Genomic DNA, 13,759 nt, shown 5'->3' on the forward strand with positions numbered 1-13,759 from the left:
CTTTTCAGACTAAATAGAAAAGCCCATCCTTTTAAATAAGGATGAGCCTTTTTCTACACATTCAAATCCCGTTTATTATAAAATACAAAAGTAGAAACAGCCAGAACACCTATCAAAACAACTGAAATCCAAACAAATATCATTTCCAAACCACCATCCATCACAGTCTTCGCTTCAAAGTATTTGAATGGTGTGAGGTATTTCAAGACTTCTATTTTTTCACTCAGGTCGATGGCAAAAGAAAGAATAAAGGTGGCTAATAAAACACCTGTCGCTATTGTAGCGGCTTTTCCAGGCCTTTTAGTCAAAGCGGCAATCGCTGTTCCAATTACTAGAAATAGTATCTGTAAAATAAACATTCCAATCATGGTGATTCCGATATCCCTGATGATGGACTCTCCTCGGCTGTAGTTTCCTACTATTAGTAAAGAGGCAGACCAAGTGATGATCGAAAGAATTCCAACTTGCGTGAGAGCAGCCAACAATTTAATCCCTATTATTTTCTTCCTGGGCATGGGTTTTACGAATAGAAACTCTACTGTTTTATCCCTTTCTTCCTTTGAAATGATTGTTGCACCAATCATTGCTGCATGGATAGTTGATAGCAACAACACATACAGGAAGAGCACTCCATAAAACCCACTGGCCGTAGACATATCCAGACTGCCTACGCCTAGAAATGCTTGAAGTGATTTAGGCATTTCAGCCATTAGCTCATTCATTGATTGACCTGAAGAAGAGAATCCTGCAAACTTCCCCATCCCCGAACCGATCAAGGCTACCATCCCTATACACCAGATGATGAGGGATTTACGGTGAGCCTTCATTTCTCTTATATATACGTTCATCTTGTTCCCCTCCTCTTATACCGTATGGATATCTTGTTTGTTGTAAATAACAAAGCTTCCGATAAGTGAGAGTACAATCAAGAACATCCCCAAGATCAGGAATGACCATTCATATCCCTCATGGATCATAATGTAGCTATAGTCAAAGTACTTAAATGGAGACAAATAACGAGTAGTCTCATCAGCAGTTGCAACCATACCAATTAGAAAAAAGGCAAATACGACACCGAGTGATATGGTGATTACCGATTTCACCTTCGGAAATACAACGCTAATGATGATTCCAATGGAAAACATAATCAATTGGGTGAATAATAGTGTTAGAGAAATCAGCAAGAAAACATGCAGACTAAAATTCTCCACTTTTACCACGTTCGCCACAATGATTGCTGCAATCACATACACGATATTTGTAAAAAGCAGAGATGTTAAAGCTGCGAGAATTTTAGAAGATAAAATCTTCGTACGGGTAACCGGTTTGGTCAATAAAAAATCAGCTGTCTTTTCACGTATTTCCTTCGAGCTGATTGAGATCCCAAGATTCATGGCTTGAATCGCACCGCATAGAGTGATGTACAAAAATACATACGAATAATAACCATTTAGAGAGCCGATACTGTCCACCTGAATACCTAGAGCTTTTCTCACTCCCTCTGGGAATCCTTCCATGAGCTTCTTGAATTCATCAATTTCTTTCGATATAGAAGGAAACATCGACATAAATAATATAATTATTACAACCAGTGCAGCTGTCCAAATTAGCGTTGATTTACGATATGCCTTCATTTCATATAAAAAGATATTCATAGAGGATCAAGCCTCCTTTTCATAATAGTGCATGAAGATTTCCTCTAAATCCGGCTCCTCAATCCAAAGATTCGCAATTTGGATATCGGCAATCTTCCTCATCACCGAGTTGATATCCCCTCTAAACAGGAAGCTGACATGATTTTGATTCACTTCGAGATTGCTCACTCCATCCATCTCGAAGTAGGATTGATCTATATCTCTTTTCATTTCGAGTTTGAATTTTTTATGATTGTTTTCTTTTAACGTACTGATTTTTTCGACTTGAACGATTTTCCCTTCTTTAATGATCGCTACTCGATCGCATAATCGCTGAACTTCACTCAATATATGAGAAGAAAATAGAATGGTCGCTCCCTTCTTATTTTCAGCTTGAAGCAGTTCGAAGAATTTTTGCTGCATTAACGGATCAAGTCCCGATGTTGGTTCATCCAGGATAATGAGCTTCGGTTCATGCAGCAACCCTTGAATGATTCCCACTTTCTTTTTGTTTCCAAGAGAGAGGTCGTCAATCTTCTTCGTTAAATCCAAGTTCAGCACTTCGGCTAATTCTTTAATCCTTTTCGTACAGTCTTTCTTATAGAAGCTGGCAGAATACTTAAGAAGATCCATCACCTTCATATTGTCGTAATAGAACACTTCAGATGGTAGGTATCCTACTTCTTTCGCAATTTCTGGAGCGAACTCAATACAATCCTTTCCGAATATCTCCGCACTGCCGCTCGTCGGATGGATCAGCGAAAGGAGGGTTCGGATCGTAGTTGATTTCCCTGCCCCGTTAGGCCCGATAAAGCCGAAGATTTCCCCTTCTTTCACTTGGAAACTGACGTCCGTAATCCCCCTCGACTTTCCATACGTTTTCGTTAATTCTTTGATTTCAATCACATTCATGGATCTCATCCTCCCTTTTCCTATTTATAGAATGATGCCTTTAATAATTCAATATAGGAATCAATTTCAGCCAGCACGTCTTCTTGATTGATGTCTTCTACGGAAAGTGTCTTTGCTTTTTGCTGTTGTTGATTGGCAATCCCTTCAAAGGTCCAATAGATGATTTGAATCGCTTTTTTTACATTGACCCCTTCCTTGAATTTCGATGTATCCAAATTGGAAAATAATTTTGCAAAGCTGTTCTCCACCATCTTGGCTTTAATCTGCTCGATATCATCTTTCACTTCAGGTGCTTCTTCGAGAAATGCACTAGTAAGAAAATTTATAAGATGGGGATAAACGGTAAAAAGCTCGAACTTTATCAACGTTACTGCACGAATCGTAACGAAAATATCGCGCTCGTTCCAGTCAATACGTTCGTAAATCTTCTCAGTGAATAAGTCGGATAGATGTTCATACAGTGAAACATACAAATCCTTTTTGCTATTAAAATAATGAAATAAGATTCCCTTTGAAATCTTTGCTTCCTTCACTATTGCGTTCGTTGAGGCATTTTGGTAACCATTCTTTGCAAAAACTTGAGTTGCTGCATTAATGATCCTTTCTTCTTTCTCAGGATCTATGTTCAATGTTTTAAACAATATTTTCTCAACCTCCTTTAAGGGGACAGGCATTTGACCACCCCGGTCAATTTCATTATAGCTTCTTTGACCAGTGTGGTCAATGTTATTTTTGTATAATAGTAGCACAACCCAAAACGGATATTTTGAAGAATTTGGGTAATGAATCTCCTCAAATAGAAAAAAGCTCATGATGTCTGAGCATTTTGTAATCGTTTCGAGCTAATTCTTGATGGTTCTAAAACTAATTGGAGGATCACATTAACCTCGTAATAAACATGGTAGCAATCCCGAAATAGATCATAAGAGACAAGATATCATTGATGGTAGTGATTAAAGGACCAGAAGCAACGGCAGGGTCAACATTAAGCTTGTAAAGGATGAGTGGAATAATTGTCCCTGCCAATGTGCCAATAATCAGAGTGATGAGTAATGAGCTCCCTACTACAAGCCCTAATATAAAATTTCCTTGCCATACAAATGCAATGATGGCAATCATCACTGCACATGTCACTCCAATGATGATGCCAACCGACAACTCACGAAAAATCAGTTTCATTACTTGTGGAAAGTCCAAGTCGTTTGAAACCAGACCCCTTACGACTACAGCAAGTGATTGAGTTCCGGTGTTACCCGTCATACCGGCAATCATGGGCATAAAGAAAGCGAGTGCCACGACTTGCTCTAGTGTTGCTGAAAACATATTAATGATACTTCCTGATACCAGTCCAATAAATAACAACAAAATCAACCACGGCAATCGACGATAGGCGGCTATAAATGGTTTTGTATTGAAGTCAATCGCTTTTCCTGAAGCTGACAACTTTTCAATGTCTTCATTTGCTTCTCTAATGACGACATCGATAATGTCGTCAACGGTAATGACACCAGCCAATTCCCCATTTTCCTCAACAACCGGAATTGTAATGAAATCATACCTACTAATCAATTTAGCTACTTCTTCCTGATCAGTATACACATCTACTTTTACCACTCTGCTGTACATAATCGTTTCAATTTTATCCTGCAGTTCCCCCAGTAACAAATCCTTGTAGGAAATAACGCCAATTAGTTTCTTTTCCTCATCGATCACATAAAGGTAGTTTAGATATTCAGCCAACTCGGCAAAATCCTTCAGTTTATCAACCGCCTCACGGACTGTATAATTCTTCGGTATCCATACATAGCGGTTGTTCATCATTCTACCGGCCGTTTCTGGCGGGTAATTCATTAAATTCATAACGACTTGAGATTCTTCTTGATTCATTTCTGACAAGAGTTCTTCAATCTTCTCAGGTTTTAAATCTGTTAATAATGTGGCCAGATTATCGTTTTCCATCAAGTCCAGGACTTTGGTTGACTTTTCAATCCCCAGCTTTTGCAACACCACTAACTGATTCTCTTTATCAATTTCCTGAATGAATTCAGTTAATTGCTCCAACGGTAAGAATAATAGGAATTTGTTTTGGTGTTTGGATGGCACATTTATATATTGCTGACCTATGTCATAAGGCTGCAATTCTTCAATTATTTCAAGAAACGCAGTTTTTTTACCTTCTTTAAGACTTTGAATAATGGCCAGTGTTATTTCGTTTTCAGTCATAGCCAACGTCATATGCTCACTCCTTGCTATAGTGTCCATTCTTATTTCACATTTTCTCCTTAATGTTTGTGTACATGAAAAAACTTATATTTGCACTGTCTATAGTATTTTTCTATATTGCTATTAGTAGCATTACAAGGAATGATTCCTTTGTTTGAATAATTTTTTCACTACGATTATAAGAAATAGCAATAGGGGAATGTACACTTGAAATGGCATATGTACGTATAACGGAACAATTTTGAGACCTATTTGTAAATGCTGTGTAAACCCTTCAGCCATAAAAACCGAGCTTGAAAGAAGAGCTGTACCAGTTAGCAATAGATAGAACTTTTTCTTCTTGATTCGAAACAATCTCTCAAACCCGTACATACCTGCAAAAAAGAAAAGGGTGATTTTAAAGTAGACACCTATTATGAAAATCCCCAGTGCGATGGGATCTAAGCGTTGAATGATTTCGGCAATATTGACTTTCTCTATCGCTTCCATGAGTGGAAATTCTGTGCTTTTCCCTATAGAGGGTCCAAGTATACTTAAGATAACGCTCATGGTTACGATTAGTACGATACCACTGAATATTACCGCAAAAAGCCCTGTCTTCAATACCTTTTCCTGTCTATTCATGAATGGGAAGATCATCGTAAACACAATAAGTTCTCCAAAAGGAAAAGTTAAGGTTAAGGGAAAGGCTGTTTTCAGAACAGGTTTCCATCCCTTTTCGAGTACAGGCTGAAGGTGTTCAATTTGCGGGAGGCGGTCGATAAATACAAAGATAAAGAACAATGAAGCAAGGATCGTTAAAATAATAAAAAATATATTGCCTGATCTCGCAATGACTTCGATCCCTAAGTAGTAAGCGTAAACCACCAAAAGCACCATTAGTAAATTGACAACCACTAATGGTGTTTGGCTAAGCGTGGTTGTGATGAGAAGGTCGCCAAAATCCCGCAATACCCTTCCTGCAATATAGAAAAAATAAAGAATATACATAAAAGCAATGACTTTTCCAAGGGATTTCCCTGCCACCTTTTCCACATATTCGGTTAATGGAAGATTGGGATACTGTTTAAAAAGGTACCCATACAAAAGGAAAAGAACGATTCCACCTACCATGGCCAATAGAATCACCAACCATGCATCCTGATTTGCATCAAATCCTAGTCCGACGATGATTGAACTCCCTAATTCAAACAAGAAAATCAATACGAACAACTGGATTGAATTTATTTTGTATGTTGTGATACGACGCACCTCCCTTCCAACTCTGTGAAAAATCAGAACCAAAAAAACTTATTGATAAATATTCGTGCGGATGGTTTGATCAGCAGCCTTATCATTAATGCTGGAATTCTTATTAATAGCCTTCCTTTACAGTTTTTTTTCGCAGGAATGCAACAATCAGGAGAAACAAAGGAAGCAATAAACCAAATGTGCTGTCATAAAACGGCCAGTATTTTGAAATCGCATCATTAAAATAGGCTGCATTTGGAGAGATGACGAGAGAGAGTACTGTGACTATCAGACCCATGGGATAAATGAGTATCCTGGGTTCCTTTATTCTGACGATTTGGGCCAATGCTAAGTTCAAAATATAAAAATAGAAGGTTATTTTATAATAAGTGGTTAAAATCCACATCACAGCTAATATCACTTCTATCCTTTCCAAAAAGTCACCGATCCTGATTGACTTAGCTAAGGCAAATGTAGGATAAAATGATCTTTGTGTTAAGTCGTAGCCTAATACTAGAATCGTCAAAGCAATGATTATGACCAGTACAAGCCCACCGCATAAAGAGCCTATAAGAAAGCTTTTTCTGATTTTTTGTTGGTGCTTTACATAAGGGAGTATCATTAAAAATACAACCAATTCCATATAAGGAAAGGCCACCACTGTAATGGCTCCGTTGATGACAGGTTTTATCCCCCCCTCTAGTATGGGCTCAACATTCTTCCATTCGATTAAGGGAATAAGGGCTATTACAAATACAAAAAAAAGAATGGTAAAAATAAAGAAAAAAATTTCTCCTGATCTCGCAATCACTTCGATACCCAGCCGTGCCCCCATGATGATAATGACTACAAATAACAAGTGAACCATTACTACAGGTGTATTAGTCATGATATGTGTTGTGGTAAAATCCCCGATCTCCCTTATATGTGCAGCAATAGATAACAGGGGGTAAAATAGAAAGAGAATTGAAATAACAATTCCAGGCCACTTCCCAAGGATTTTTTCGTTGTATTCCACTAATGTTAGATGAGGATATAATTTCCCGACCGTTCCAAGTAAATAGACGACAAATAAACCAATCAATAACCCGAGAATACCGGATAACCAGGCATCCTGTTTGGCTAAAGAGGCTGGTATGGCCGGCAATACCAGAATAGAATCCCCAATGGTAATGAGGGTAACAAGTATAGTAAATTGAGGAAGATCTATTCTTATGTTATTCAAAACGATTCACACCTCGTCTACTATGATTTTAACAACGACATGAGCAAATCACTGAGAGGTTTATATACAATGATCAGTACATCCATTGGATTTGGTATACTGGCTTTCAAGCCTCTCGCTATGCTTAATCCTACTCCTATAACGAATAGAATGGAGAATACCCATAGCTCTCTTTTATCTTTATTTCTTAATAGGGAAGGTACTTCAGCCACGAATATGAGGATAGCTATAATAATAAGTCCAAGGGTTACCCACATTATGGTCACTCCTTCATTTCAGGTAAAAATGAATTTCCTATCTTACCTAAACGGCGAATTTTTATATTCGCCTTTACATTCACTTTTAGATCAGAGAAGTGTTTTTCATTCCAATTCTTTTTTTAACTTCTTCCATGATTCAGGGTCTTCCCGGTGGATGACATCCCCGAATCCGAAAATATCGACTCCGTAATCCTCCTGAACGGTTTTGATTGTTTCTTGAGTAAGTTGGACAAAACTTTCTTCTGCTTGCTTCTCTAACTCATAGATGGTTTTTGGTTTCGTTAAGTCAATGTCACATTTCACTTCCCCTATATTTCCTTCTGCCTCGATAGAAACGTCAATTTTCGGTGTTCCGTTTTCTACCTTTCCTTTCACTTTCGTTTTTGACTGTATAACTTCTAAATTTAATTCACCTTCACTTGGACACTGAACATTTGAGACCGTGTTTTTCACGTTATCCACTAAGACGTTATACCCTCTGCTCTGCTCCTGGTCTAACCATCCCACCATTCGATCTCTCTTGAATACCGCTATTCCGGAATATTTTAAATAGGCTGCAGGGTCAATCTGTTCAATGTTCTGAACGGTATTTCCAATAGAAGGATCACCTTTAATTTCAATACCAGTCAGTACAGGACTCTTCCCTTCTGTCACCAAACTCCGGATAAGTTCATGTAAGGTAACGGAGGTTGTGGGTGCCCAAGTCCTCTCTGAGGTTTCCAGGGAAGCCAGCATATTGTTTGCAGGTATTTTCTCTATAGTAGTCAACATAGATAATATATTCTCAGCTGTGGTTTCCTTGGCAATGACAATATAGAAATCTGTCCGATACTCATGATCCCTTGCATAAAAATCCAGCACTTTTCCTATTCCTTCTTTGGCCAACTCTTCCCCGATGACAAGAATTCGAAGATGTGATTGATAAATTTTCCTCGGACTGACGGTCGTTATTTCCCTCATTGCTTCAAATACGGTTTCTTCAGTGCCTGTAAAAAGGGTGACGGGTATACCAGTACTACCACCTGCTTTTAAAGCTACCTCACTGGGAATGACGATTTGTGTAGATACTTTGTATTGATCATCCTCTTTATCGATGCCTTGGCCAACACTTATGGCGAGTTCATTTAACTCAACCCTGTTCCAACAACCGGTAGCAAAGATGATCAAAAGACAAACGTGAAGGAGAGTTATTGTTTTCCTAATCATCTAACCATCTCCGTTATTATTGATTATCACTTGGGGTTGGAGCCGGACTGTCTTCGCGATTCACATTTTGCCCATTCATTAAATGCGGTCGTGAAACCAATCCCCAGTGAGGGAATCTAAATAGGGAATCCTTCTGATCTTCCACATTGAACGGACCGAAAGGACTCATATAAGGAATGCCGAACGAACGTAAACTGCATAGATGGAGTATCATTGCAATAAATGCAGCGGTAATCCCGAAAATACCAAATGATGCAGCCAGCCCCATAAAGATAAAACGAATCATCCTAATAGAAATACCCATATTATTGGATGGTACAACGAAACTCGCGATCGCTGTAATAGAAACTACTATGACCATAGCAGCAGACACAATACCCGCTTCTACGGCTGCTGTTCCAATGACTAATGTGCCGACAATGGAGACGGCTTGCCCGATTGCTCTTGGCATCCTTATTCCGCCTTCACGCAATATTTCAAACGTCACTTCCATCATTAATGCTTCGACAAAAGCTGGAAACGGAACCCCTTCGCGTTGAGACGACAGACTGATAAGGAGTGGGGTCGGTATCATTTCATGATGATAGGTAGTGACGGCAATAAAAATTGACGGAGCTAATAAAGCGATAAAAAAACAAATTACGCGAAGAAATCGTATAAGGGTACTAAAATCCCACCTTTGATAATAGTCTTCAGCAGCCTGGAAAAACTGGGTGAATAATGAAGGGACCACTAAAACAAAGGGAGTACCATTTACCAGGATGGCTACACGACCTTCCAATAGGCAAGCAGCAACTACGTCGGGGCGTTCTGTGTTATATATTGTAGGGAATGGAGAAAATGTCTTATCTTCAATGAGCTCCTCAATATAACCACTTTCTAAAATCCCATCAATCTCGATTCGATCAAGACGCTCCCTTACCTCTTCCAGTACTTTGTCATTGACGATCCCTTTAATATACATAACAGATACCTGCGTTTTAGTGACTTTCCCGATCTTCTTCGACTCTATCCAAAGATTTGGATCATTGATTTTTCGTCTTATCAAAGCTGTATTCGTCCGTAACGACTCGGTAAACGCTTCCCTTGGACCTCTAACGACCGTTTCCTGAGTAGCTTCTGATATCTCCCTGTCTTTTCCTCCGCTTAAATCAATAGTGAGTCCACTCGTAAATCCATTCATTAATACGATGACGTGCCCAGAAAAGAGAGCGGAATATAATGAGTCAAAGTCATTTAAATCTTGAATATTTCCAACAGCAACAACAGAGTCTCTCAAACAATCCAATAAATCCATATCCGAATGACCATTTTTTTCATAATTAAAATCGATCATGAGAGATTCTAAGATAAAATCATTGATTGATCTTGTATCAACAATTCCATCCGTATAAATGATTCCTGCATCAATACTTCTTTCTTTTCCTATTTTAATTTTCCTTATGACTACATCATCACTATTACCAATTGCTTTTGAGATGGACTTTAGATTTTCTTCTAAGTTTGGATGTAATTGGTCCACTTTTGAGGAATCCTTGTTTTCATCATGAGTTGTGGAGGTCGAATCTGTCTTATCTTTTTTATTTTTTTTAAAACGGCTTTGCATGAATTACACCTGACTTTATGTACAAATTTTTATTATTTGTCACATTCATTCCAACTAATTGATCACAAGCACCTTGAAAAACTTTATGAGATAAAACTTTCTATTCTTTCCCATTTATCATGCTTATTTATTAAATATTTATTCGTTCAATGTGAGCCTTCTTTGTGAAATCCATGAGGTATAAATAAAAGGTGAAGCTTCATTTATATAGAAGCTTCACCTTTATATTGACTAAAACGATAATATTTCTCTAAGCTCATCTTCCGTCATGGAAGAAACGATTTTATCTTCAGGGTCAATCACCTCTTGAATGAGGTGTCTCTTCTTTTCTTGCAGTTCATTCATTTTTTCTTCAATGGTTCCGCGTGCGATGAGCTTGATGACCTGCACTTCATTTTTTTGACCCATGCGATGGGCTCGGTCCGCTGCCTGCTCTTCAACAGCAGGATTCCACCATGTATCATAGAGGATGACGGTGTCAGCACTTGTTAAGTTAAGTCCCGTACCTCCAGCTTTCAATGAAATAAGAAACAGGTCGCTCTCGCCTTCGTTGAATCTGTTGCACATGCCAACCCGTTCTTCAGAAGGAGTTGCCCCATTAAGGTAAAAGAAGGTCTGTCCTTTCGCTGAAAGCTCTCTACCGATGAACTCAAGCATTTTAGTAAACTGTGAAAAAATCAACACCCTTCTGCCTGATAACCTTGATTCTTCCAAAATCTCCATGAGCTGAATAAATTTAGCCGATGTTCCCTGGTAGCCCTCTACAAATAAACCTGGATGACAGCATATTTGTCTAAGCCTGGTGATACCAGCCAGAATTTTGATTCTGTTTTTCCTCAACGTGTTTTTATCCAGATGCTTAAGCGTATCGTGACGAAGCTTGGCTAAATAAGCAGCGTACAATTCCTTTTGAGATGGCAACAGTTCCGCTGATTCCATGATCTCCTGTTTTACCGGAAGTTCTGATAACACATTTTCCTTCATCCTGCGCAGGACAAACGGCCGAATTCTTTTGGCAATGTCTTTTTTTGTAAGACGACTGTAATCCTTAAGCCCTCGAAATAATCCCGGAAATACTACGTGAAAAATTGACCACAGCTCTTCGAGTGAGTTCTCAACAGGGGTGCCGGTTAACGCGAAACGGTGATTGGCTTCAATCTTCTTTACACTTCTTGCTGTTTGCGTTATTGGATTTTTGAACGCCTGAGCCTCATCATAAAATACTGTGTGAAATTTCTGATGCTCGTACCACTTGATGTCACTTCGAAGTAACGGATAGGAAATGATGATCACATCTACATCTTTTAATGCGTTCTGCTTCTTCATTCGTTCTGTTTTATTTCCATCCATTATTACTGCCTCTAATTCAGGAGCAAACTTTGTAATTTCACTTTGCCAGTTATACATAAGGGACGAAGGACAAACAATCAGAGCCGGAAGCTTCTGGGTCCTAATTTCTTCTAACTCCGAAACGATAAAAGTAATGCTTTGGACAGTTTTCCCTAACCCCATATCGTCGGCTAAAATCCCCCCCAAACCATAAAAGGCCAGGGTTTTCATCCATTGATAACCGTTTATTTGATAATCCCTCAACAGTGTGTGCAAGCTTGGTGGAACGGAAAACTCCATACTGCCGGGGTTCATGATATGTTGTAGGAACTCTTTATATGATTCACCTAATTTGAACGTGTGGGTCACCTCAACTGAATCCAGTAATTGAATACTTTGATGCAATGGCAGCTCAAGCCCCTTGATTAAGTCATTTTTTTCCGCTTGTGACGTATGGAGAAAGCGCTGGATATCCTGAAACTCATTGGATTCCAACGACAGAAGAGACCCGTTTCGCATCCGGTAATATTTCCGTTTTTCTTCTAATGCCTCAAGGATTTCCATGATCTGCCGGTCAGGAATCCCATCCATCTCAAACTTGAATTCCAGCCAGTTCATTCGTTCTTTCATCACCTTGACCCGGATTTTTGGTCCATTATACCCTTTAAAGACACGGCTTCTCACTGCCGTAGTCGCATAGATTTGGACAAGCCCCTTAATCTTCTCCACACCGTAGGTTAAAAACTCATATTCTAAATCTTCATTTTGTAAAAAGTAACCCCCTTCTGTTTTTCCAAAAGAGAACTCTTCCATTAATTCAAGGATGGTATCTTCTTTATCCACCTCTCTAATTAATAAGGAGCCCGAGGGTGGTTCGCGATTTTCCAGTGGGTGAATGACGACATGTTCGTAATGAAACTCAAGACCCGCCAGCAAGCGATTCTTTACCCTGTCCAGATACAGCTTTGCAACAAGCGGCGCCCTCTCCAACCTTCTGGAAATTCCGTCCGGGATTGTGACTTTACCCAATTTCTTTAAACCTATCGCTACTTTCTCTAAAAAGACACCAATCTGGGGCTGAGGGATGGGTATCCAGTCTGTACCGGAATTAGTGAGGAGGCGCTTTAATTCAGAAAGGCGCCTGCAGTCCCTGATGTCCAGTTGGGTCAGGGCTCCTTCATGAAACGCGGCATGATATTCATCCAGGACAATGATGTCTTTTAACCCGGTAATGTGTAATCGGTAACTGCCGTTCTCACTTTGCTCAAATTGAAAGTTCAAGGGAAGAGGGACACTCATTAACTTGATCCCCTCTACTGTGTGGTGGCCTTGCTCTACTTTAACGCCTGACGCCTTTATAAGTAATGGTAAGAGCATCTCCCATGATGAGGGTGGTATGAGTAATTGTTCACCTTTGTTCACATCTGTTAATGAGTATATTGCCTCTCCCTGGACCTCTTTAATAAGCTGTTGAATCACAGCATCGGTTCCGATTTCAAAGCAATGAACTTGTTGATTGAAAAGGAATGAGTCTGAAAGATGGAAGGGAACTCCTTCTTTGATGGTTTGCAGAAACTCTCTAACCTGTTGAACCTTGATAGAGTGTATCGTTAATTCAATCCCTATAATAGCTTCACCTGTTTTTAGGGTTACAGGCTTAATCAATATTTCACATTGGAGGACTGATCTGTTTTCAAAATGCCTCTGCTGACCGGTGGATCGTATGGGTTCATCCTGAAACAGGGTGAAAAATTCTTCTGTAACTTCCCTTACTTGTGCATCTCCCCGACGCTGGTCATTATGAATCGCGAGCAGGACGGCTGCAATATGTTGACAATCTTTATCAAACGATGCCAGTTTGGGGCAGCTGCACGTTGCGTGGATTTCTCCATTCCTTCTCCCTGATACGGTTACGTGGAAATCTTCCTCTCCCTTAACGGTCGCTTCACAATAATTCGAAAAGAATTCGAGGATCTTCACTTTATTGGAACGGTAATATCCCTCTCCTCTTTTGAAAGAAACGGTACCGCATCGATCTTTTATAAGTTTTTGATGAATTGCCTTCAAGTGTCTGGTTCCTTCCTGGAAATGTTTATATATGTTCCCTGATTGGACTTCTTCAATAATCTTATGA

General features: G+C 39.3%; 11 protein-coding genes. All 11 read right to left on the reverse strand.

Annotation, left to right across the window (positions count from 1 at the left end; all coding sequences use genetic code 11):
• Positions 1 to 53: 53 nt before the first annotated feature.
• The 11 genes from TV75_RS03025 to TV75_RS03075 all read right to left on the reverse strand — a co-directional run bounded on the left by TV75_RS03025 (position 54) and on the right by TV75_RS03075 (position 13,692).
• Positions 54 to 848, reverse strand: coding sequence for an ABC transporter permease subunit (locus TV75_RS03025; protein WP_044337185.1), 795 nt, complete (start codon positions 846 to 848; stop codon positions 54 to 56).
• A gap of 15 nt (positions 849 to 863) precedes the next feature.
• Positions 864 to 1,655 carry an ABC transporter permease subunit gene (locus TV75_RS03030; protein ID WP_044337186.1) on the reverse strand — a complete coding sequence of 264 codons (792 nt, stop codon included), beginning with the start codon at positions 1,653 to 1,655 and terminating at the stop codon, positions 864 to 866.
• A gap of 6 nt (positions 1,656 to 1,661) precedes the next feature.
• Entirely contained in the window at positions 1,662 to 2,546 is an 885-nt protein-coding gene (locus tag TV75_RS03035; protein WP_044337187.1) for an ABC transporter ATP-binding protein, read from the reverse strand.
• Positions 2,547 to 2,566: 20 nt separating this feature from the next.
• A complete protein-coding gene (locus TV75_RS03040; RefSeq protein ID WP_253275461.1) occupies positions 2,567 to 3,187 on the reverse strand; it encodes a TetR/AcrR family transcriptional regulator in 621 nt (206 codons plus the stop codon).
• A gap of 235 nt (positions 3,188 to 3,422) precedes the next feature.
• Positions 3,423 to 4,781: a magnesium transporter gene (gene mgtE, locus TV75_RS03045; RefSeq protein WP_044337188.1), complete on the reverse strand. Its 1,359-nt coding sequence runs from the start codon at positions 4,779 to 4,781 to the stop codon at positions 3,423 to 3,425.
• Between the two features lie 120 nt (positions 4,782 to 4,901).
• A complete protein-coding gene (locus TV75_RS03050; protein WP_052504409.1) occupies positions 4,902 to 6,020 on the reverse strand; it encodes a GerAB/ArcD/ProY family transporter in 1,119 nt (372 codons plus the stop codon).
• A 103-nt stretch (positions 6,021 to 6,123) separates the two neighbouring features.
• A complete protein-coding gene (locus tag TV75_RS03055) occupies positions 6,124 to 7,224 on the reverse strand; it encodes a GerAB/ArcD/ProY family transporter (RefSeq protein WP_253275462.1) in 1,101 nt (366 codons plus the stop codon).
• A gap of 20 nt (positions 7,225 to 7,244) precedes the next feature.
• Positions 7,245 to 7,481, reverse strand: coding sequence for a hypothetical protein (locus tag TV75_RS03060; RefSeq protein ID WP_044337190.1), 237 nt, complete (start codon positions 7,479 to 7,481; stop codon positions 7,245 to 7,247).
• Between the two features lie 105 nt (positions 7,482 to 7,586).
• The gene (locus TV75_RS03065; protein WP_367379298.1) at positions 7,587 to 8,690 is read right to left on the reverse strand and encodes a Ger(x)C family spore germination protein; all 1,104 of its coding nucleotides are present in this window, start codon (positions 8,688 to 8,690) and stop codon (positions 7,587 to 7,589) included.
• Positions 8,691 to 8,706: 16 nt separating this feature from the next.
• Positions 8,707 to 10,296: a spore germination protein gene (locus tag TV75_RS03070; RefSeq protein WP_044337191.1), complete on the reverse strand. Its 1,590-nt coding sequence runs from the start codon at positions 10,294 to 10,296 to the stop codon at positions 8,707 to 8,709.
• 231 nt (positions 10,297 to 10,527) lie between these two features.
• Positions 10,528 to 13,692 (reverse strand): DEAD/DEAH box helicase, encoded by a 3,165-nt coding sequence (locus TV75_RS03075; protein WP_044337192.1) that lies wholly within the window; start codon positions 13,690 to 13,692, stop codon positions 10,528 to 10,530.
• Positions 13,693 to 13,759 lie beyond the last annotated feature (67 nt).

This window comes from Rossellomorea aquimaris (genome assembly GCF_000935355.1).
Taxonomy (GTDB): domain Bacteria; phylum Bacillota; class Bacilli; order Bacillales; family Bacillaceae_B; genus Rossellomorea; species Rossellomorea aquimaris_B.

Bases quoted from the DNA above. Each gene is read 5' to 3' on its own strand.
- mgtE (WP_044337188.1), bottom strand. From the start codon at position 4,781: ATGACGTTGGCTATGACTGAAAACGAAATAACACTGGCCATTATTCAA.
- TV75_RS03065 (WP_367379298.1), bottom strand. From the start codon at position 8,690: ATGATTAGGAAAACAATAACTCTCCTTCACGTTTGTCTTTTGATCATC.
- TV75_RS03030 (WP_044337186.1), bottom strand. From the start codon at position 1,655: ATGAATATCTTTTTATATGAAATGAAGGCATATCGTAAATCAACGCTA.
- TV75_RS03070 (WP_044337191.1), bottom strand. From the start codon at position 10,296: ATGCAAAGCCGTTTTAAAAAAAATAAAAAAGATAAGACAGATTCGACC.
- TV75_RS03060 (WP_044337190.1), bottom strand. From the start codon at position 7,481: ATGTGGGTAACCCTTGGACTTATTATTATAGCTATCCTCATATTCGTG.
- TV75_RS03025 (WP_044337185.1), bottom strand. From the start codon at position 848: ATGAACGTATATATAAGAGAAATGAAGGCTCACCGTAAATCCCTCATC.
- TV75_RS03035 (WP_044337187.1), bottom strand. From the start codon at position 2,546: ATGAATGTGATTGAAATCAAAGAATTAACGAAAACGTATGGAAAGTCG.